Genomic DNA, 21418 nt, shown 5'->3' on the forward strand with positions numbered 1-21418 from the left:
CGGAAAAAGCCATAAAAAAAGACGGGTGGCTTATGCTACTCGCCTTTTCATGTTAATCTCTGAATTACTTAGCTTCTTCAGCTGGGTATACAGAAACTTGCTTCTTGTACTTGCCAAGACGTTCAAATTTAACAACGCCGTTAACAAGTGCAAATAAAGTGTCGTCTCCACCTTGACCTACGTTCTTGCCTGGGTGAATCTTAGTACCACGTTGACGGTAAATAATAGTACCTGCGTGGATAGTTTGACCGTCACCAGCCTTGGCGCCTAAACGACGACCAGCTGAGTTACGACCGTTGGCAGTAGAACCACCACCCTTGTGGTGAGCGTATAATTTCATACCTAAAATGTTCATATTCATTTCACCTCTGAATTAAGCTTCAATCTTTTCAACTGTAACCTTAGTGTAAGGTTGACGGTGACCATACTTGCTGTGTGAGTGCTTCTTAGGCTTGTACTTGAAAGTTACAACTTTCTTTTCCTTGCCTTGCTTTTCAACTTTAGCAGTTACCTTAGCACCATCTACTAATGGAGTACCAACCTTAACGTCATCGCCATTAGCAACAAGGATAACTTCGTCAAAAGTTACTGAGCTACCTTCTTCAGCATCAAGCTTTTCTACAAATACGCTATCGCCTTCTGCAACTTTGTATTGCTTACCACCGGTCTTAATAATTGCGTACATTTGTACACCTCCGAAAAAAATACTTAGACTCGCCGAACTGGGGTGCTTCTTACATAAGAAGACTTCTAACCTCAAGCCGTGCGGTTGCAGATGTGGAGGTCTCCACAAATACAACTCTTATATCATACAACGCTTTTAGACTAAGATCAATTATTTTTTTACATTCGCCATTGACCGCCATGCACTTTTGCAACATTTTCGGTAATGATAAACGCATCCTGATCGATCTCATGTACTTTAGAAATAAGTGGCCCATATTCACGTGGATCAACTACGATTAATAATTGACGCTTGCTTTCGTCGCTATATCCACCTATAACATCATAAATCGTCAGGCCTTGATAATCTTCTTTAAGCATATCTTGAATTCGGTTTAAATCTGAATTACTCATAATTCTGACTTGATACTTTTTATCAAAACCGGTCTCCGCGTAGCGCATCGTAATGGCAGTTACCACTTGAGAAAATGCTGCTAAGAAGAAAGCATTCCAACCATCGACAAAAATGTTCAAGAAAATAATTACCATATCAATGCATAAAAGTGTAGTTGCAGGATTTAAATAAAAATATTTCTTCAGAATCATCGGCGGAATTGTTGTCCCACCACTTGAGGCATTAACGCGATAAAGTAGCGAAACTCCAAGTCCCATTAATGCACCACCATAAATTACGGCTAGTAGGTCATTATTCACTGCTTTAAAGCTAGGCGTAACTTCCATCAAAACTGGTAAGAGCAAACTACCTAATGCAATATTTTGGGTAGTCTTTTTGCCTAAAAAGATTGCCGCCAAAATCAGCATCAAGCCATTCACTACAAACACTGTAATTGATCGATTAATTCCCCAGACTGCATCGACTAGAATAGAAATACCCGTTGAGCCACCAGCTGCAATATTAATTGGTCCATAAAAAAGATTGATTGATATTGCAATAATTTCAAGTCCTGCTAAGAATACCAACCATCTCATCCAGGAACGTTGTTTAATGTTTTTCATTATTAAGCGTCCTTTCTTTTAGTTAGTACTATTTTAACGAAAAATCATCTGTCAGCTCAAGCAAACAAAATAATATTAACAAATTATTTATTTTTAACTTCTTTATAATCGATTGATTGCGTTCCTTCATAAGCAGGTAAACCATTTTCAGCTCGATATAATGCTCGCTCAAAAGAACGGTAACCTTTAGATGAAGAAACGGCAAATTTAACACCATACTTTGAAGCGAATTCCTGAATATTCCAAGTAGCATCATGAGCAGCATAAGCTGTCATCAAGATTACAATATCTAAGTCTTTGATTTGCCGTTCCATTACCTTCTTCTTGCCTTCAAAAGCATCTATTGGAATTGGGATCCCATTATAGCGCGAAACAATCCCTTCTAATATTCCTTCATTTTGATTATCACCAATCGCAATTCCTACCCGTTGATAGTGCAAGTTCATATCGAGTTTAGTTAACTCTTCTGTTTCTTCTTTCTTTGACTTATTTTTCTTTTGATACGACAGATCTGATTTCTTAGGCGGATCAACTTGATAAATCCAACGAATCTGTACTGCCTCAGCAGGATTTTTCTTAATGCGAACATCACCCGTATACCAAGCTAGATCTACAATTGAACCATCTTCAAGATGAATATTTTCACCTTGATAATAACTTGAATCAACCGGAATCGTGATATCCTTACCGCGAATTCGCAACTTTTCGCCCTTAATATTTCTAGTGATAGCTAATTGATTGGCCTTGCCGCGGACCACAGCATACCGGAATTCTTCGATTGGGTCATAATCACGCATGCGCAATTTGCGATAACCCACCACGCGCAAGACTTCTGCTTCATAATTTGGATTATCTCGATTTTCAATAGCTTCAACTATGTCACCACTCTTTAAATTCAAAGAGTGAATTTGTGATTCTTTAATACGGTAAACAATTTGACCACTATCATTAATCAAATTACAGCCTGATAAAGCCCGAATAACAGTATAGCGGCGTCCTTTACGATAATCGCGCTTAGTTTGCTCTTTGGGCTTCATTGCTTCTTCAAAAATTTTCTTGTTAACAGCTTCTTTAGTTGTCTTAGATTTTTGAATTGCCTGATCCAATTTACCCAAAACATTGCCATAGCGCTTGCCAACGCCTGGAACAAACGTCAACTTGTGTAAAGCATCAAGTGAACTCTTTTTAGCTTTTTCATCACCTGGAGTCTCAATTAAGGCTGTCAGCCCAATCAATAATTGCTTAAATTGCTTTAAATCTGCATTTCTTTGTGCAATTGATTGTGTATTTGCAATTTTATTCTTAGGTTGAGTTACTAATTCAGTCTCAGATTTTTTAGCTGTATTATCTTCGGCCATATTTAGGATAGCTTTAATCGCACTTAAACTATTTTCGAGACTTTTATCATCAGCCTCAGTTTTATTTAAAATTATTTTGATATTATTTCGATAATCATACATTATTCTCACCACTTTTATTGTATAACTTACTAATAGTAACGAACATAATTATACTAATTTTTATGAAGTAGTGTTAATTGATTGATCGTTTTAGTGATTAAATTTTTTACGCAAAAAGCAGACAATCTTTATATTGCCTGCTTCCTAATTTTTCTATTTATCGAGTTCTAAGCCAATTGAACCAATTAGCGAAATTTTCACCTGCTGTACTTATATGCTTTTTAGGAATTCTATAGGGTTCTGTCCCACTCTTTGGGAAGAACAATCCTTTACCAAAGTAATAGTACTTTTTACCCTTAATGGTATAAAGGCCTTTTGGTCGACGCAAGATTGTGCCCATTGGAACCCAACCTGACTTTTTATTCAAAATTTGGCCACGTTTGTTATAGATAAAAACGGCACCTGGTTTTGTTCGTAACAAATGCATTTTATTAATCTTATTCGCACGACGATTATATTGTGCGGCATCCATTTCATCAGCTCGCTGCATAAAGTTCAATAGCTTTGCAGCTCCAGCTAGGGCAAATCCTCCTCGTAAATATCTAGACATCAACATCATTATATTACGTGGGATTCTAAATAAATAATTCATTTATGCACACATAGCTTTAAGGCTCTAATACAAGTTTATCTATTTAACTATATAAAAAGGCGACTCACAATCGAGTCGTCTTTTACTACAATTCCTAATTATTAAGCTCTCCACTCGCCGCCTTGGCCATAAGTATGCTTACCTAATTCGTTAATAATTACATGAATGTGTTCCTTAGGCGCACCAGTATTCTTGTGCACTGCTTCAGTAACATCCTTCATTAAGTTAGTAATCTGCTCATCTGAGCGACCTTTAATTAATTCAATATGTACAAATGGCATAATTTAGCCCTCCTTTTTTAGTTTAATTATAGTATAAAAATTTCTCACTAAAAAGCACCACCGCCGCTGCCACCACCAAAGCCGCCAGACGATCCACCTGAAAATCCACCTGAGCTTCCAGAAACTGAAGATGAACCAGTAGACACGGCTGAAGAGAAGCTACGTTCAAAACTATGCTCAAAACTGTCACTACTGCTACTATAGAATCCACTATAAAACAGAACTGGTGCAGCATCTAATTCATCTGCAAATTCAATCTTAAGCTGCTTCAATACCTTTTTGGATAGACCAAACGCTACAGCATACGGCATAATGTCTTCCCATAAAATCAGATCACCGACGTCTTTCATCTTGAATTGACCAATATCGTTTAGCATTTTCTTAAAGCCGCGAACTTGATCTGTCTCAAGTGCACCTTTTTGGGTATAAATACTTAAACGAGAATTGCCCACTATGAATGCAACAACTTCTAAGACGATCATCATGATTCCAATTATTATCACAAAACTGGGTATATTATTTGCCATCATTAAGCTAATTACCCAGATCGCAAAGCTAGCAATCATTCCCATGAGCATCCCCGTTCGGAAGTTGCTACGCTGCTTTTTATATTTTTTATCAAGCAAGTCCTTATCCTCAACTTGCTTATATTGCCCGTCACACCATTTATCAAAACGCCTACCCAATTTTTTAGAAGTATAATCCCGCAAATCTTTCGTTGTAAATGACTTACCATCACCAACTTTGTTAAAAATAAAGTCTAACAGGTCATCAGTCAAAACACTATCATCTACTAAAGTAATTCGATAATTAGTCCGCTTTAAATGTTTAGTTTGATATTTTTCGATCTTAATTTTATTTTTACCAGCTAATTGCATCAAATAAGCTACAAATGCTTTAACATTTGGTTTATCAGCTTCATCCAAAATTTGCGCAGTAGTAGGTGATATATCTGGAATTTCATAATTATGTACTAAATCGCGCTCTATTTTTGGCTTAACTCCAACTTTTTTAATAAAAAAGCCTCTAATTACCACCACAAAACCGACAAGTACTGAAATGATCATCAATCCTATACTAAGCATCTGCTTACGCTGACGCTTCTGATTAGCTTCTTTTGCTAATGCTGCTTCTTGTTTTTCAATTGCTCTTTTCTTATTTTCTTTAACAATATTCTGATTAGCACTAGTTACCGTAGTTGGAAAAATCGCATGTACTTCGACACCACTATCTCCTGCAACATCATCAGCAGTCATAATAATTTTGCCCTCTTTTGGCAAAACCTGAGTGTAACCACTTAGTGGCCCATGAGCCCAAGCTTTTAGCCCCTTAACTGCCCCAGGAAAAATCACTTCAGCACGCACATGATCTAAGTCAGTATCCCAACCGTTACCAACTATTTTAAAGTTCAGCTCAGCTGTATCAAGATAATTAGTAATTGCCCGGTGAATTAGATAAGAATACTCAACTTTAACCTTATCATTTTCCTTAATTCGATGATAAACCTTAAAATTATAAGAATTGCCCTGCTTTTGCAATTTATACGTATTATTTTTGCCCGTTGTTGCGGCCTTTATATTTTGTCCATCGACCTTAACCTGAATGTTGCTCAACTTCTGTTTTACAGCCAGATTTTGCTTATAATAAACGCCGCGAGCATCACTATCAAATGAATACTTAATTGTTCGATGCATTGTCAGTGAACCATCTTTATTAACTCTTGCTATGGCTCTAACATTATCAATATCATAATCAACATCAGCTCTAACGCTTTGACCCCAAATAGCAAAAACGCTCAATAGGCTTAATAAAGCCACTAAACCAAGGTATTTCTTCTTCATTATTTATTTCCCATTTTTCTGCAAAAATTTATCAATTAAAGTATCTGCTCGACTATGATATTTACCTTTAAAATCATGACCTGCACCCTTAAATAAGTATAATTTCGAGTGCTTAAATTTTTTATTAGCCTTAATTGAATAAGAATCTGGAATAATCATGTCACTTGTACCATGCATTATTAAAACTGGACCATGATACTTAGTTGCTTCTTTTAACAAGTTATACTTGAACAAGTTTTCAAAATAGGCCTTACCAATTGTGAAGCCAAATAGGTTGAGCTTGTCTGGCACTTGTTTTTCTGATTTAAAAGCCGCTTGCGCATAATCAGTGATCGAAAAGGCAGGGTAAAGCAAAATCAATGACTTTACTTCTTGCGGATATTTACTTGCGAGCATTGCGGCAACTGCTCAACCTTGACTCTCGCCTAGCAAAGACACTTGTTTATGGTCAACATCAGTCCTATTTTTAATTGTATTTAATACCAGCTGTAGATTCTTTTCTTCTGTAAAAATTGACATCTTTAATTGATCTACACCACTACTTTGACCATTCTTAGCTCCACCAGGAAAATCAAAAGTATAGGCAACATAGCCACGACTAGCTAAATATTTAGCATAACTGGTTAGATCACGGTAATTTCCTGCCAATCCGTGAGCCAAAATTACTGCTTTCTTCTTACCAGCTAAACCCTGTGGTAGATATATATGACCATAAATATCAACGCCATCTTGTTGAATTCGCCAAACTTGGTCTATCACTTGATACTTAGCCTGTTTTTCCTTAGATTGCTGTTTATCGACTTTAACCGTTTTAACTGACGACTTAGCCTTCTTAGGCGTAGTACTTTTTAGGCGTAGTACTTTTTATAGTACAACCCGTTAAAGTCAGTAGCATCAATATTATTGCTATAAATCTTTTTTTCAAGTTTATTTCATCCCTATCAGTTAATTAATTCAGGCGTTTCCTGAATACTTTTAATTATACAAAAAACGGCATGAAAAAAGGAATTAAACCTTTAAGCTTAATTCCTTCTTGATAAATTCAATTTTTTAATTAAAAGTTAGCCGCCTTAACGTACATGTTACGTCCGATTCGGTAACAGCTTTTACCATTAACGCGCATCCGTGAACCATAGGTCTTAATTGGCGTACCTTTTCTAAGCACTCTCCAGTTAGCGCGGTTTCCCTTGTTATTATATACATAAGCATTGTGCTTAAGTACACGTGAATTACCTAAAACATTACTTGCCATAATGTAACGACCATTGCCCATGTTTAAGGCAGTCTTACCATTATCAAGAGTCACTACACCATAATGAGTAATATTAGTATAAGCTGCATAGTAGCCGCTTTGACGCTCACCCTTTTTATTATAGATATATGATTTCTTCATCACATAGCCAGCAGTTGCTGAACCCTTATCATCATCTGATGAAGTACTCTTATTCGAAGTATTTGATGAAGCATTTGAAGAGCTAGCAGAATTGGTGTTGCTGGTAGCTGGAGCTTGTGAAATTGCGCCATTGTTGGAAGTTACATTACCGTCAATTGATAATGGTAAAACAGCAATATTTCCATCAACGCTTAATCCCTTCCAATTATCAGTAAATTGCCAAATTGAAACGCCATTCATTGATGGGAAGTAATTGAAGTTTGGACTATCAATTCTACCTGAAATAGCGTATGAAGCGACCCACAATGAGTTAGGATACTTGGCAATTACACTATTAGTATCAATATTATTTTGTAAAACTGATGAACTAGCATAAAGAAGTGGCTTATAGCCTGCATTTTTTATAGTGTCCATAAAAGCAATAATTGCATTAGCCGTTGGCGTTTTACCACCATAAATGTTATTGCCTGAGCCCGTTTCATAGTCACAAGCAATATATGAGCCCTTAGGTAGTCCAAATGCTTGTGCAGTTTGAATTGCATAATTTGCTTCTGCAGCAGCAGCACTTGCATTTGAACTAAAAGTAGCAAAGTGATATGCCATTGGCATCATATTATTTGATAAAGCCGTTGAAATTTGACTTGATGCCTTAGGGTTACGATAGGAAGTACCTTCGCTAACTTTAACAATTGCAAATTGTGCTCCAGCTTGCGCATGACTTGACAAGTCAGCGTTTTGATAACTAGCAACATCAACTCCAAGTGCGCGGGCTGCAACAGAGGTAGTTGCAGCGTTCACAACTGCAGTTTGTGGTCTACTTACTTGTGTCAGCGCTACCCCTGCCGTACCAAGAACAGTCGCGCATGCCAATCTAACAATGATTTTTTTGGTTGTAGTCAATCTTAATTCCTCCGATAATGTTAAAAATAGTTGTCGTTCACACTTGTCGATCCTATTTTTTGGAAATCAATTTTAGAATAAGCTCGTTCCAAACTTTAGTCAACTGATTCACTAATAATGTAAGATTAAGTTAATAATTGTCATATATTTGTATCATACAATATCAAATGCAAAAAAATATTGTCTTTGTAGTAAAATTTAGCACATAGATACCTAAGGTATGTAAAAAGCCTGTAAGACCAATGCTTACAGGCTTAATTTATGATCCGGGTGAGATTCGAACCCACGACCCACAGTTTAGAAGACTGTTGCTCTATCCAGCTGAGCTACCAGACCATCTTGTATGTTTGTATGTCCTCAACAGAACATAAACTATTATAGGGAAACGTTAATTAAAATGCAAGAGGATTTTTCAAAAAAGTTTTTATTTTTTCAAATTCAATTAAAGTATAATTGAGTTAACATAGATAATTACTAGAAAAGAGAACAATTATGGAACTTAAAGATAAAATCAAAAAGTTTGTTACTGACTTTAGAGATGGTGCATATCAGCATGACACCAAACGTGACAGTGGCTTGCCTCACGACATCCCTGAAGTTGAACGTCTTGATAATCTGCCTTATGGTCCAGATGAAAAGTGGCATACTTTAGATGTTTATTTACCCAAAAAGCACGAAGCTCCCTTCCCTGTCATCATCAATATTCACGGCGGTGGTTGGGTTTATGGTACTAAAGAAATCTACCAATATTATGGAATGGGTTTAGCTAAGCGCGGTTTTGCTTTCATCAATCCCAACTATCGTCTTGCACCAGAAAACGCGGAATTCCCTGATGAATTAGACGATGTTGATCGCTACATGCATTGGGTTGATGAGCACGCTGAAGAATATCGTCTAGATCGCAACAACGTTTTTATCGTTGGCGACAGCGCCGGTGGTCAAATGGCTGAGCAGTATGTCACTATTTTGACTAATCCAGATTATGCCAAGTTATTTTCTTACAAACCATTGAACTTAAAATTTAGGGCTGTCGGCTTGAATTGTGCTGCTTCCTTCATGTTAACCCCAAGCAATTTAGATGGCATGGCTAGCGCCTACTTCACTAAAAATGCAGTTAACAAGTATCATGAACAACTCGACGTTGAAAAATATATCAATCACAATTTCTTGCCGACTTTTTTAATCACGGCTAACAAGGATTTTTTGCATGACATGCAATTTACCCTCTTTGGCTTCTTGCTCGGTCGCGGTGTTCACGCCATCTGCAAGTCCTATGGTGATGAAGACAATCCTCGCGGTCATGTGTTCTTTGTTGATCAAAAAGACGAGCTAGCTGATATCGCCAATGATGAAGAAATTGAATTTTTTAGAAAATTTTTACAAAAATAAGGACGGAAAATAATGATTAAATTTTATGGTTATAAACGTTGCTCTACCTCACGTAAAGCACGCAAGTGGATGGATGACCATCAGGTCAACTACGAATTTCAAGATTTAGTTGAACAGCCACCGAAAAAAGAAGACTTGGTAAAATGGATGACCAAATATCAAGATCGTGGTCTAAAATATTTCTTCAATACACACGGTCAAGATTACCGCAGAGAAAATTTGAAAGAAAAAGTGCCAACAATGACGATTGAAGAAGCTGCAGATATGATGTCAAAAAATGGTAAGTTAATCAAGCGGCCATTAGTCGTTGATGACAGTAATTTAACTTGCGGTTTTAAAGAAGATATTTTCGAACAAATTTGGCTATAATAAAACAAGCCCATAACCTGTAACTTTAAGGTTATGAGCTTGTTTTTATTTCTTTAAATGAATTTCACGATCAAACAATTGATGCATTTCTTGATTAAAGTTGTGAGCAATGAATACAATCGTTGCATCCGTCTTAGTCAACTGACGCAAAATTTTCATCGTAGCCGCCTGATCAATTGCACTTGTCGCCTCATCAATCAAAATCAACTTACTCTGGTGTACCATGCTTCTAGCTAAAACAATTTTCTGCCTCTGACCACCAGAAATATTCAATTGATCAAGGTCAATCTTAGTCTCAATGCCGGCCGAAAACTTAGCAATATCTCCTGCAAATTGAACTTTTTCAATGGCTGATTTAACTCGACTTAGCAATTTTGAATTGAACATCGTAATATTTTCAACAATCGTTACTGGGAATAACACTGGATCTTGCGGCAAATAGCCAATTTCAGCTAAATCAGGTTGAATCTTTTCACCCTTTTGATTAAAGTATTGAATCTTGCCGCGACTGGCTTGCAATTCACCTAAAATCAATTTGAGTAAAGTTGATTTTCCTGTACCTGAATCACCTGTTAGTAAAATTTTTTCTCCAGCTTTAACTTGGAAATCTGGGAAAGTCACGGCCTCACCGTTTCTAAAATCGATAGCTAAATTATGGATTGAAAAACTAACCGCTTGTTCTAAATTACTTTTCTGTTCAGACTGAATTTTCTTTCTAGCTACAAAAATCTCTTCTCGCAATTTCTTCGTTGCTCGCATTCTTCCACCATAATTAGCAACTCCTTGCAAAGAACCAAATAGTGCTCCATTGAAGTTGCCAATGCTGGCAATCAAACCAAAAGCAGCCCAATTATTCACTACCAAAAATCCAGTTAAAAGAAAGATTAGCACATCTCCTAATGAATAAGCCAATTGATTCAGATAATCTAATTCCTGATCTACTTTTTCCTTCTCAATATTTGCTGCTTCCAAGCGTCCTGAATTTTCAGCAATAGTCTTAAAAAGCTTATCGCTAGCCAAATAGCGACGAACTTCTGATAAGCCAATTAACCAATCACCTAAAGTCTTCAAATACTTTCGATTAGCTACTGATACCTTTTCAGTAGCTTTTTGTAATGGCTTATCCAGTAATTTAGGTAAATAAATCTGAATTGCGGCAAAAATTAAACAAGCAACTAACAAACTCCACTGAAAAGTCACCAAGCTAAAGGCTACACCGACAATACCGGCTAGCATCCCTACTACATAGCGGAACGAATCTAAATAGTCATTATGTAACAGTTTCAAATCATTAGTCATCCGATTTTGCACTGCACTAACCGCATGCTTTTGACTATCGGCAAAATAATGATCTGTTAGTTCTTGCCGAATTAAATGCAGGTAATTTTGAATCAACTTTTGCCAAATGATTCCCGCCAAATTATAGAATAAGAATACCATGACATAGCTAGACAGCTGGATTAATGTCCAAGTTAAAAATAAACTCAAGTTTCTATTTTTGGCAGCATCAAATTGCAAAGTTAACACATAAGCTACAACTACTTCGCCAACTGCTGCAATAATCTGTAGTCCCATAGCCAGACAGAATTTAATTGGATTAAGTTTAAATAATTCTTTGCTACTCATTATTTTCCCTCCAAGTGAACTTCACGATCAAACAATGCTCGTTGTTCTACGGTTAAATTGTGTGCAACGGCCAAAATTGTTGCTCTACTTTGCATTAAGTTTTGGAAGATTTTTGTCGTTGCTTGTTGATCAATTGCACTAGTTGCTTCATCTAAGTACAGAATCGGCTTCTCATGCAACAACGCCCGCATTAAAACTACCTTTTGTTTCTGTCCACCAGACAGCAATTCCTGTTGTGGATCAAGCTGTGTCTCTATCCCATTTTTCAAACGCGCTTGATCACTATCAAAAACCGTCTTATGAATCACTTGTACAGCTTTTTTATTAAGCTTAGGCTTAAACATAGTAATATTTTCTTGAATACTGCCAGGAAAGATCAATAAGTCCTGTGCCAAATAACCTAATTGACGTAAATCAGGTTTGATCTTTTTTCCTGTTTTATCGCAATAGATTACTTCACCCGTACTTGGCTTAATTTGCCCTAACAAAACTTTTAATAAAGTTGATTTTCCTGTACCTGAATCACCAGTCAATAGAACCTTTTCACCATTCTTCAGTTCAAAGTCAGGATAAGTAATTCTTTCACCATTTGGATATTGTACTGACAAGCTTTTTATTTGAACGGTAGCGATTTGTTTTAAAGAATCATACCCTTTTTCTGGTAAACACTTTTGCAATTTAGCCAGATCATCCCGCAAAGTTTTCGTTGATTTTAATTGCGTATATCTGTTCACGCAACTATCTACACTATAAAAAATTCCATTGGCAAAATATCCCGCTGTCAGAATCGCTCCTAAATTTACCTGATGATTGAAAAACAAAATTCCAGCAATAAATGGAACACCAACACGACCAGCTATATTAAATATCGCAGACACTAAGCTAGTATAATGTAGCAATTTATCTCGCTGATATTCACTCTGCTCTAGTTTCTGACTCTGTTGTCCCACCACCTTTTTCAAAACAACTTTATTCTGGTAGCGTCGCAGCTCATCTAAACCCTTGAACCATTTTTCTAACAACTGCAAAAATTGCTTATTTTGGATAGAAACAGCTTTAGTTGCTCGATTGGTATATTTTTCAGTCAATTTCGGCACTACTACTGCAAGCAAAGTAACTAATAACGTATAGACAACCAATATCCAATGAAAGGTAAACAGCGTACCAATAGTTAAAATAATATAAATTAAGTCACAAACAAAATAGAAGTAAACATTATAGTAACTCTCTTGCACTAACTGCAAGTCATTTCCCAAATGATTTTCCATCTCTGAAACTTTGTCTTCAGGCTGCTGATAATAATGTCGTATAATTCGCTGTCTTACCTGATGAAAAAGTGTCTGTGTTTGTTTGGTATTTTGTAAACTTCCCCAATTAAAACTGACATTGCAGACCTGTCCAATTAAAAATTGTACAAAGATTAATTCCAAAAACAGTTCGAATTTACCACTTGCAATTGCATTTAACTGCGGACTAGTTAAGTAGGTGTACATTGTAGTTGTCAGTTGCGTTAGCGTAATCAAAAACAGAACTAACATTGCCCGCTGACGGTTAGCTTTAATATAATCTCTTAAACCCATTATTTTCCTCATTCTTTTTTGACAAAAACGTATAATCAGCAAAAAAATCTCTAACATGATTTGTCGCAAAGAAAAAGCACTGTTCTGGATGCTCACATCCTATTAACAGTGCAACAAATAAAGGTTGATTTCGATAAAGAAAACCACCCTCAATTCATCTACTGCTAATACTTGGTATGCAAGCAAAAAATGGGTGCACTAAACAAGGTGCAAAGACAGTATTTTGCTAAACAACAAATCAAATATTAGAGATTCAGTAAACGAATCATATGGCAATTTCCTCTATTTCTATAAGTTAATTAAAACTATATCATATTAATTTAATTTTACAAGCTATTTTTTATCTTCAGCTAAATATTTTTGCAAAACTTTGAAAACACCGTTCTCCGTATTGGCCGGTGCAATATATTTCGCCTGCTTTTTTACCTTGTCCATACCGTTTGCCATTGCATAAGAATATTTGGCAAATTTCAACATATCGATGTCATTACCCCCATCGCCAAAGGCAATCAGGTCATCCCCTGTCATCCCCATCTTTTCTAGGAGATGCTTTAATCCGGCGCCTTTATTAACACCTTGTGTGTTAACATCAATGGCAAAAGTAGCGGAAGCAAAAGCAGAGATCTGGTTATTATGTTCAAAATTAAAATCACGTTCAATCTCCGCTGCCTTGGAACTATCCATGCCAAAGGTTATCTGATAAATCTGTTCTGGCAAATCATTCCAGTCATCAATCACGGTACTATTACCAGCAAAGTAAGCCAAAAAGTCGCGTTCATCTTTTTCAACATTGCTATGCAAATATGCAATATCTCGGCCAAAAACCATTGTAGCCATTTCACCATATTTCACATGTACATCATGAATTAGCTTTAAAACGTCATCGCGATTAAGCAAATAACTGCCAGCTTCTTGACCCTTGATGATTAATCTCGAGCCATTCAAAGTTACGAAATCCATTCTGCTGGCAAACTTGCCAAAGTCCTGCTTCAATCTAACATAAGGACGCCCTGAAGCCACGATAAAATGTACTCCTCGTTTTTCAAATTCAGTCAAAATTTGATCAAATTCCTTGTGATTAAACTGCTTACGATCATCTAAAAACGTGCCGTCCATATCTACAGCAACTGCCTTAAATGGTAAAGTCATTTTTTCACCCCATCATTATTCTATTTTTTCCAAAAATAATCTTATCATTTTTGAGCATCCTATTTCATCCGTAATCTGCGTAATCTACCACGTTTTAGTACAAAATAGCTAATTGTTAATAGAACAGTGCTGGTAAGAAGAAAAATAAAATTATCACTCCAAAAATAATGCCAACCTATTTTTGTTAAAATATCTGGCGTTAAAATTTCTTCTACTGTTGCATAGATATAAAAAACAGCAAAAACCGATGCAATTAAATAGCCTACTCCAGCTAATGAGTAAAAAATTATGCTAATCCATTTTTTAGTCACCATAACTCGGTTTCCTAGCCAAACGAATAAAATAGCCGTCACTAATGGCAAAACATAATAATACCAGAATCCCATAACTATCCCCCTGATTAATTTTGGCTCATTATCACATGCAAAAGTAAAAAAACGGTAAAGAAGACTTTAATTTTGGGCAAAAAAAGACCAGCTCACTTCAGAGCTAGTCTTATCTATTCTATTAAACTAACTTAACGTGCTTAGCATGCCTGTTCTTGAGCTTAGCCCAACCATCGAAAAACAATGCCCCAAAAAGCAAAATCATAATAATTCCTGCCAAAATAATGGCATTAGTCGAATTAGCAACTGCTAAACTTTGGGCTGAATCAAAATCAGCAACTTCGTCCATTTGGATAATCAATCCTGAAAACAACATGGCTAAGCCGTTCAATGTTAGCAAGCCACACAGAATTGTTAAGATTTTAGTCTTTAATAGCTTCATAAAACCATGCCCTTTCTTTATTAATTAGATAAATATTATACACGCATTATTTTATAATTCAAGTAATTGGATTAAGAAAAGGCACAAAAAATAGACATACGTTCGCATGCCTATTATTAACTTTATTTATTCCACAGGAATTTGATTAATACTTTATCTACTTTTGGATTCTCATGCAACTTGGAGTGACGTGAATTTTTTCCAGTAAACTTCACTACCTGATAGCTTTTAGCACGATCTGCCACTAAATATTTTAATGACAAAGATGATACATTGGGTACTGTTCCATCGGTTTGACCACCAATATCACCAATGATGTTTAAAACACGAACTTTATTTTTCGGATATGTTTCTCTTACACCCGTCATTTTCCGATAGCTAGCATTCATTTTGTTCGGTTTTCCGGCAGAATTCAATTTAAAAAAATATTTCTTACTTATTAATTTTCATATCTATTGGTTATAGCCACAATTAAAAGTAAAATAGAAAGTAATTAAACTGCAAAGGAGAAAAATATGAAATATAATCAATACGCTTATGTCGAAACTGACTTCGATCAACAAGTAAAAGAATTAATCGACATCAATTTCTTACCTAAAAATTATGCAGACTGGAATTTTAACGATTTGCTGGGCAAGCTCGTTAAAATGACAATTGCTGAAGCAAAAACTGACGCTGCTAAGACAACAAAATTATCTGAATTTGCTGTTTCAAATGAGCAAACTTTAGCTGACTTTTTAAAAGGAAAGCCTGAATCAATTGGTACTGCTCAATTCTATAATGTAGCCTTACAATTACTTGGCTATCATGTTCATTATGACTACGAATTAGCCGATCCAACCGGCTTTATGCAAAAGAATGCTTTACCTTTTGTCCAAGACATTTCTGATGTCAAAAGGTTAATCTCTGCTTTTTATCGTTTGCTCAATACTCGCGCCAAAAACGGTCAAATTTTGCTCGATGTAATGGCTGGTAAGGGGTACTTTACTCAATTCTGGGGACAAAATAAGTTTAAATTTTTCAATGGCAAAGCTATTCCTGTCTTCGATACCAACAAAGTAATTCGTGAAGTTGTTTACGTTGAAACTGATCTTGATACTGATCATGATGGTAAGAGTGACTTGATTCAAGTTACTGTTTTCCGACCAGCTGAAACTAACAAAGGCTTAAAAGTGCCTGCCCTTTATACTGCTTCACCATATTTCGGCGGAATTATCGCTAATGAAAAGCGTAACCATAATGTTGACGAAAATTTATCTGATGCCGCCGATTGGAATGATCCACAATATGTTCATTCACCAATAGTTAAAGCAAAGCAGCCAGACGACTCTAACCACCCAGCTACCGAAGAAGCAGTACATAAATCTTCTTATCCATTAAATGAGTATATGCTTGCTCGTGGTTTTGCCAGTGTTTTTGCTGGAGCAATTGGTACCCGCGGTAGTGATGGAGTTCGTATTACTGGTGCACCTGAAGAAACTGAATCAGCTGCTGCAGTTATCGAATGGCTCCACGGCGATCGTATCGCTTACACTGACCGTACTAGATCTGTTCAAACTAAAGCTGACTGGTGCAATGGCAATATCGGAATGACTGGTCGTTCATATTTAGGCACTTTGCAAATTGCTATTGCCACTACTGGGGTTAAAGGCTTGAAAACTGTGGTTTCTGAAGCCGCTATTTCTTCTTGGTATGACTATTACCGTGAACACGGTTTGGTAATCGCACCCGAAGCCTGCCAAGGTGAAGACCTTGATTTACTGGCTGAAACTTGTCAATCAAACTTGTGGGATGCAGGTTCTTACTTAAAGATCAAACCAGAATACGACAAGATGCAAAAAGAGCTTTTAACAAAAGAAGACCGTGAAACCGGTCAATATTCCAACTTTTGGGAAGCAAGAAACTACCGCCATCACGCTGACGGCATCAAATGTTCTTGGATTTCTGTTCACGGTTTAAATGACTGGAACGTTAAGCCAAAGAATGTTTATAAAATTTGGCAACTAGTCAAAAAAATGCCAATGAAGCATCATCTTTTCCTACACCAAGGTCCTCACTACAATATGAACAACTTTGTTTCTATTGATTTTACTGACTTGATGAACCTTTGGTTTGTACATGAATTACTAGGGATTGAAAACAATGCTTACAAGCAATGGCCAACCGTCATGATCCAGGACAACTTGCAAGCTGACAAGTGGCACGAAGAAAAGGATTGGTCAAATGAATTAGGTCAAAAGAAGACCTACTACCCAACTGATGACGGCGAGCTTTTCCAAGATGGCAATGGCAAAGCACAACAATCATTTGTCGATGAAGGTGGCATTGAATTTAAGAAGGCTGACATCTCAGAAAGCGACTGGCTATACAAGTTCATCTGTGGTGATGAAAAATGGGCTAAACCAAGTTTGCGTTTTAAAACAGACGAATTTATTCACCCAACTACGATTGTCGGTCGTCCTGAAGTAAAAGTTAGAGTTAAAGGCAGCTTACCTAAGGGACAAATTTCTGTTGCTTTAGTTGAATTGGGAGAAAGAAGACGCTTAACCGCTACACCTAAGTTCTTAATGCGCGGCGGTCAAGAACTTGGCTATAGATTTGGCACTGATACTTTGCAAGAATTTGTGCCGGACAAGAAGACTAAGGCTAAGTTGATCACTAAGGCTCACATGAACTTACAAAACTATAAGGACATGAAAAGACCTGAGAAGATTGATGCTGACAAGTTCTACGATTTAGACTTCTTGCTTCAACCTACCTACTACACTCTTCCATCTGGTAGTAAGTTGGCCTTGATCATCTACTCAACTGATGAAGGAATGACTAAACGACCACTTGAAGAAGAAACTTATACAGTTGATTTGGCCAATACTGAAATTAAGTTCTATGAGAAATAATTTTTAATATATAAACTAATACGGCAGATATTTATTTTAAGTATCTGCCGTATTTTTTATTCAAATATTTTCTTATATTCACCATAGCCAGCCTGTTCCAACTGATCATATGGAATAAATCTCAATGCTGCGGAATTAATGCAGTAACGTAAACCACCTTGATCCACTGGGCCGTCAGTAAAAACATGACCTAAGTGAGAATCAGCTTCGGGACTTTTAACTTCTGTTCTCTCCATTCCGTGCGATTGATCGCGGTGGTAAGTTAATTTCTTAATTGGCTTAGTAAAACTAGGCCAACCACAGCCTGCATTATACTTATCTAAGCTTGAAAAAAGTGGCTCACCTGACACTACATCAACGTAAATCCCCTTTTCATAAAAATCATCATATTTTCCGGTAAAAGGATATTCTGTAGCGGCCTTTTGAGTTACGTTATATTCCTCATCAGTTAGCCGCTTTAAAGCTTGCTCTTTTTCTTCTTTGTTAAAAGTCATTGGATCATTCCTTTGCTAAATATGTTCAGTAGTACTTGGAAAGAAATTATCTATTTTCTTTTCATAAATATCAAATTTATATTTTGTCAAAAATTGATTTGATGGATCATATATTCTAACCTGAAGCATCTCATTTTTGCCATTCATATGCACTTCTTTATTTGAAACTTCCAAAAATGGCTTAAATGCAGCAATCAGATTTTGATAAGAACTATAAACATGCACATTATGCTCGACAATTTCTCCATTACGTGCATACCGACGACCGTCGATCACGTATACTGTATTATCACTCATAGAAATCATCCTCTCTTTGGCTTCTACTTATATTTTAATTCATTTTATATTTATTCATGACTTTTTTACTCAAAAACTCCAACAATTATCATGTTGGAGTTCATTCAATATTTATTTAAAATTCATTAAAATACTGAGGTCAAAACTGCACCGGCAACAATTAATATTAAACCGATCACAGTATAAATAAGACCTTTTTGTGTCTTCTTTTCGTGTAAGAAAAGGATACCACCAAGAGTAGAAATAACAACACAAAGTTGTGACATAACAAAGGCTAGGTTTACACCGTTCATCTTAACTGAAACAATGTATGCAAGAGCAGCAATTGCGTAAATCACACCGGCAGGAATTACTTGATAACTTTCTTTTTCCTTAAAGACTTGTGTTTGCTTAGTTGCAATTAAATAAACAATTGCTGCAACCAACATTCCAATGGTTTCAGCAAAGAAAATCATTACGCTGTCACCCTTCAAGGCCTTTGGAATGGAACTTGAAGTAATGTAACCAAGTGTAGTCAATACCAGCACAATCATTGTAGTGGTCTGATTCTTTTTTCCACCCTCAGATGTACCTTTGTCAGTCAATGATGTAAATGCTACACCAATAATTAAAGCTAAGATCCCTAAAAATCCAAACAATTTAGCTTGAGTGCTTGCCCATTCACCAAAGATCAACACACCTACAAGTGGCACACCGATCAACTGCAAACCAGTTGAAATTGGCATAGTTTCAGAAACCCCAACCTTGGAATAACTGTAATACTGACCAACTTGACCAATAACCCAAGCAGCACCAGCTAACATTGCTAAAATAAAAGTAGTCGCATTAAAAGATGGACGCTTAATGAGAGTAACTGCAGCACCAAAGATAAATGCACCAAGAACGGTACCTAAAATTTGGTGGTAAATGTTACTCTTCTTGACACCAGCAACAAACATGGGCATAAGACCCCATCCTATTGCCGGAATAAACAGAAATAAATAACTCATTCGTTTTGTCTCCCTTATTAATGTAAAAAAGTTACAAAAAGCATTCTATCAACGAAAGCGCTTTTAATGCAAGCGATTTACTATTAATGGATGACAAGTGCAAATCAATATATATCAGAACACCAAGAGTTATTTAAATTATTTTTATAAAAATCCTACGGCAAAGCCTATTCCATATAGGAATATACAAATTATTCCCAAATACAGTAAGCACCATTTAGCCACTTGCTTCAAAATTATTGATTCAGATCCATCTTGTCCAATTGCAGCTGAAGCAACAGCTATACTCTGAGGTGAGATCATCTTTCCAGCAGTTGCTCCCACCATATTTGAACCAACTACCCAATTACTATTTACGCCTAAAGCCTTAGCTGAAGACAATTGCAGGTTACCAAAAAGAACATTAGCTGAGGTATCAGATCCTGTAATAAACGTACCCAAAGCACCAATTAACGGTGCAACTAATGGATATATTGGTCCCATTAGAACTACTAATGCTGCCGCAATTGCTGAAGTCATTCCTGCGTAGCCCATTACCTTGGCTAAAGCCACAATAGAACAAATTGTAATTAATGTTTTCCATAATCCAAAAATTGTTGATTTTAAGATTTGTCCTAATTTCTTGAAACTAACTTTTTGAATTAATCCACCAATAAAAGTAGCTAGCAAAATTAATGTTCCTGGTGAAGAAAGCCAATTAATCTTAAACAGTTCTGTATCTTTCCCAGTATATACCTTAATATAAGAAGTCACTTTTCCCAATAGATGCTGAATATTTGGAAACAGTGATGAAGCAAGAACCACAAATACGAACACTAAAATAAATGGTGAACTTGCACGCAAAATTTCGATAGCGCTGTGCTTCTCAATATTCTCTTTTATGTCATTATCTTGATGATGATATAATTTTGCCATCAGAACTGTAGTCAAAATACAACAAATTGAACCAACAATTGCTGGTAACTCTGGACCAACAAATTTTGCTACCAAAATTTGCGGAATTGAAAATGACAAACCAGACATCAGGGTAATTAATCCCACTCCTTTGATAGCTTTAACTCCGCCACCTGTTAGAATCACCAATAAAAACGGAATTATAATAATTAATAATGCAAGTTGTAAAGTAATAACAAATGATAATGGAGTAACGGGCAAATTAGTTACGTCACTCAGTGTAATCACTGGTAATCCAATTGCACCAAAGGCAGTTGGTGTAGTATTAGCAATTAAACAAATTATGGCGGCATTAATCGGATTAAGACCAAATCCAATTAATATCCCAGCGGGAATTGCAACTGCTGTCCCAAAACCTGCAATTGCTTCTAAGAATCCGCCAAATCCCCATGCGATAATCAAAACTAAAATACGCTGATCAGTAGTGATTGACGACAAAGTATCTTGAATAATTTTAATTCCACCTGAATAATTGCTTACATTATAAGTAAACAGTGCAGCCACGATTACATAAACAATTGGCCATAGCCCCATCAGAATGCCCTCTAAAGCACCCGTCAAAATGTCAACTATAGAGAGGTTAAATCCCAGTATAGCCAATACGATAGTAATTAATAGTCCAATGCTGCATGCTTTAATAGCAGGCATTTTTCGAATTGCCAAAGAGTAAATAAGCCAAATAATTGGAATTAAAGCCAATAAAAACGAAATCCACATTTTTATTTCCCCCTAAACACTTCACTTCCTTATCTCAGATTA

General features: G+C 36.3%; 20 protein-coding genes, 1 tRNA gene, 2 pseudogenes and 1 other annotated feature. Of the genes and pseudogenes, 3 read left to right on the plus strand and 20 right to left on the minus strand.

Features of this window, described 5'->3' with window-relative positions; all coding sequences use genetic code 11:
- Nucleotides 1–64 precede the first annotated feature (64 nt).
- The 10 genes and pseudogenes from rpmA to CP367_RS07930 all read right to left on the minus strand — a co-directional run bounded on the left by rpmA (nucleotide 65) and on the right by CP367_RS07930 (nucleotide 8483).
- Nucleotides 65–355, minus strand: coding sequence for a 50S ribosomal protein L27 (rpmA, locus tag CP367_RS07880; protein WP_005721978.1), 291 nt, complete (start codon nucleotides 353–355; stop codon nucleotides 65–67).
- A gap of 18 nt (nucleotides 356–373) precedes the next feature.
- Nucleotides 374–685, minus strand: coding sequence for a 50S ribosomal protein L21 (gene rplU, locus CP367_RS07885; RefSeq protein WP_003627604.1), 312 nt, complete (start codon nucleotides 683–685; stop codon nucleotides 374–376).
- Nucleotides 686–700: 15 nt separating this feature from the next.
- Nucleotides 701–781, minus strand: a sequence feature (ribosomal protein L21 leader region).
- Nucleotides 782–843: 62 nt separating this feature from the next.
- A complete protein-coding gene (locus tag CP367_RS07890; RefSeq protein ID WP_023488793.1) occupies nucleotides 844–1680 on the minus strand; it encodes a YitT family protein in 837 nt (278 codons plus the stop codon).
- Between the two features lie 83 nt (nucleotides 1681–1763).
- On the minus strand, nucleotides 1764–3140 hold the full coding sequence (locus CP367_RS07895; RefSeq protein WP_089145981.1) for a DUF2325 domain-containing protein: 1377 nt from the start codon (nucleotides 3138–3140) through the stop codon (nucleotides 1764–1766).
- A gap of 157 nt (nucleotides 3141–3297) precedes the next feature.
- Nucleotides 3298–3732, minus strand: a complete 435-nt coding sequence (locus CP367_RS11010) for a hypothetical protein (RefSeq protein WP_232500968.1) — start codon at nucleotides 3730–3732, stop codon at nucleotides 3298–3300.
- A gap of 101 nt (nucleotides 3733–3833) precedes the next feature.
- Entirely contained in the window at nucleotides 3834–4013 is a 180-nt protein-coding gene (locus CP367_RS07910; protein WP_005719430.1) for a 2-hydroxymuconate tautomerase, read from the minus strand.
- Between the two features lie 47 nt (nucleotides 4014–4060).
- The gene (locus tag CP367_RS07915) at nucleotides 4061–5854 is read right to left on the minus strand and encodes a DUF2207 domain-containing protein (protein ID WP_089145982.1); all 1794 of its coding nucleotides are present in this window, start codon (nucleotides 5852–5854) and stop codon (nucleotides 4061–4063) included.
- Nucleotides 5855–5857: 3 nt separating this feature from the next.
- A pseudogene (locus CP367_RS07920) lies at nucleotides 5858–6749 on the minus strand (alpha/beta hydrolase).
- 159 nt (nucleotides 6750–6908) lie between these two features.
- On the minus strand, nucleotides 6909–8147 hold the full coding sequence (locus CP367_RS07925; protein WP_089145983.1) for a GH25 family lysozyme: 1239 nt from the start codon (nucleotides 8145–8147) through the stop codon (nucleotides 6909–6911).
- A 262-nt stretch (nucleotides 8148–8409) separates the two neighbouring features.
- Nucleotides 8410–8483: transfer RNA gene (locus CP367_RS07930), tRNA-Arg, on the minus strand.
- Nucleotides 8484–8639: 156 nt separating this feature from the next.
- Here CP367_RS07930 and CP367_RS07935 point away from each other — a divergent pair.
- Together CP367_RS07935 and CP367_RS07940 are read left to right on the plus strand one after the other, a co-directional pair.
- The gene (locus tag CP367_RS07935; protein WP_005721971.1) at nucleotides 8640–9536 is read left to right on the plus strand and encodes an alpha/beta hydrolase; all 897 of its coding nucleotides are present in this window, start codon (nucleotides 8640–8642) and stop codon (nucleotides 9534–9536) included.
- Nucleotides 9537–9548: 12 nt separating this feature from the next.
- Nucleotides 9549–9905 (plus strand): arsenate reductase family protein, encoded by a 357-nt coding sequence (locus tag CP367_RS07940; protein WP_005721969.1) that lies wholly within the window; start codon nucleotides 9549–9551, stop codon nucleotides 9903–9905.
- A gap of 45 nt (nucleotides 9906–9950) precedes the next feature.
- Here CP367_RS07940 and CP367_RS07945 read toward each other — a convergent pair whose 3' ends face one another.
- From CP367_RS07945 to CP367_RS07970, 6 genes and pseudogenes are all read right to left on the minus strand, one after another.
- Nucleotides 9951–11531, minus strand: coding sequence for an ABC transporter ATP-binding protein (locus CP367_RS07945; protein WP_054832867.1), 1581 nt, complete (start codon nucleotides 11529–11531; stop codon nucleotides 9951–9953).
- Nucleotides 11531–13111, minus strand: a complete 1581-nt coding sequence (locus tag CP367_RS07950; RefSeq protein ID WP_023488800.1) for an ABC transporter ATP-binding protein — start codon at nucleotides 13109–13111, stop codon at nucleotides 11531–11533. The genes CP367_RS07945 and CP367_RS07950 overlap by 1 nt, the downstream gene beginning before the upstream one ends.
- A gap of 333 nt (nucleotides 13112–13444) precedes the next feature.
- Nucleotides 13445–14260 carry a Cof-type HAD-IIB family hydrolase gene (locus tag CP367_RS07955; protein ID WP_089145984.1) on the minus strand — a complete coding sequence of 272 codons (816 nt, stop codon included), beginning with the start codon at nucleotides 14258–14260 and terminating at the stop codon, nucleotides 13445–13447.
- A gap of 59 nt (nucleotides 14261–14319) precedes the next feature.
- Nucleotides 14320–14646, minus strand: coding sequence for a hypothetical protein (locus CP367_RS07960; protein ID WP_005721964.1), 327 nt, complete (start codon nucleotides 14644–14646; stop codon nucleotides 14320–14322).
- A gap of 121 nt (nucleotides 14647–14767) precedes the next feature.
- A complete protein-coding gene (locus CP367_RS07965) occupies nucleotides 14768–15028 on the minus strand; it encodes a hypothetical protein (protein WP_005719435.1) in 261 nt (86 codons plus the stop codon).
- Between the two features lie 122 nt (nucleotides 15029–15150).
- Nucleotides 15151–15447: pseudogene (locus CP367_RS07970) on the minus strand (alpha/beta hydrolase); the annotation flags it as partial.
- Nucleotides 15448–15543: 96 nt separating this feature from the next.
- Between CP367_RS07970 and CP367_RS07975 the strand changes: the two are divergent.
- Entirely contained in the window at nucleotides 15544–17925 is a 2382-nt protein-coding gene (locus CP367_RS07975) for a Xaa-Pro dipeptidyl-peptidase (RefSeq protein ID WP_023488802.1), read from the plus strand.
- 56 nt (nucleotides 17926–17981) lie between these two features.
- On the opposite strand, the gene msrB is transcribed toward CP367_RS07975, so the two are convergent.
- The 4 genes from msrB to CP367_RS07995 form a co-directional block, all read right to left on the minus strand.
- Nucleotides 17982–18419: a peptide-methionine (R)-S-oxide reductase MsrB gene (gene msrB, locus CP367_RS07980; RefSeq protein WP_005719441.1), complete on the minus strand. Its 438-nt coding sequence runs from the start codon at nucleotides 18417–18419 to the stop codon at nucleotides 17982–17984.
- A gap of 15 nt (nucleotides 18420–18434) precedes the next feature.
- The gene (locus tag CP367_RS07985) at nucleotides 18435–18716 is read right to left on the minus strand and encodes a hypothetical protein (RefSeq protein ID WP_005726124.1); all 282 of its coding nucleotides are present in this window, start codon (nucleotides 18714–18716) and stop codon (nucleotides 18435–18437) included.
- A 125-nt stretch (nucleotides 18717–18841) separates the two neighbouring features.
- Nucleotides 18842–19705: a GRP family sugar transporter gene (locus CP367_RS07990; protein WP_023488805.1), complete on the minus strand. Its 864-nt coding sequence runs from the start codon at nucleotides 19703–19705 to the stop codon at nucleotides 18842–18844.
- Between the two features lie 144 nt (nucleotides 19706–19849).
- Nucleotides 19850–21376 (minus strand): L-lactate permease, encoded by a 1527-nt coding sequence (locus tag CP367_RS07995; RefSeq protein WP_089145985.1) that lies wholly within the window; start codon nucleotides 21374–21376, stop codon nucleotides 19850–19852.
- Nucleotides 21377–21418: the final 42 nt, after the last annotated feature.

This window comes from Lactobacillus sp. UMNPBX16 (assembly GCF_002553775.1).
GTDB lineage: Bacteria > Bacillota > Bacilli > Lactobacillales > Lactobacillaceae > Lactobacillus > Lactobacillus crispatus.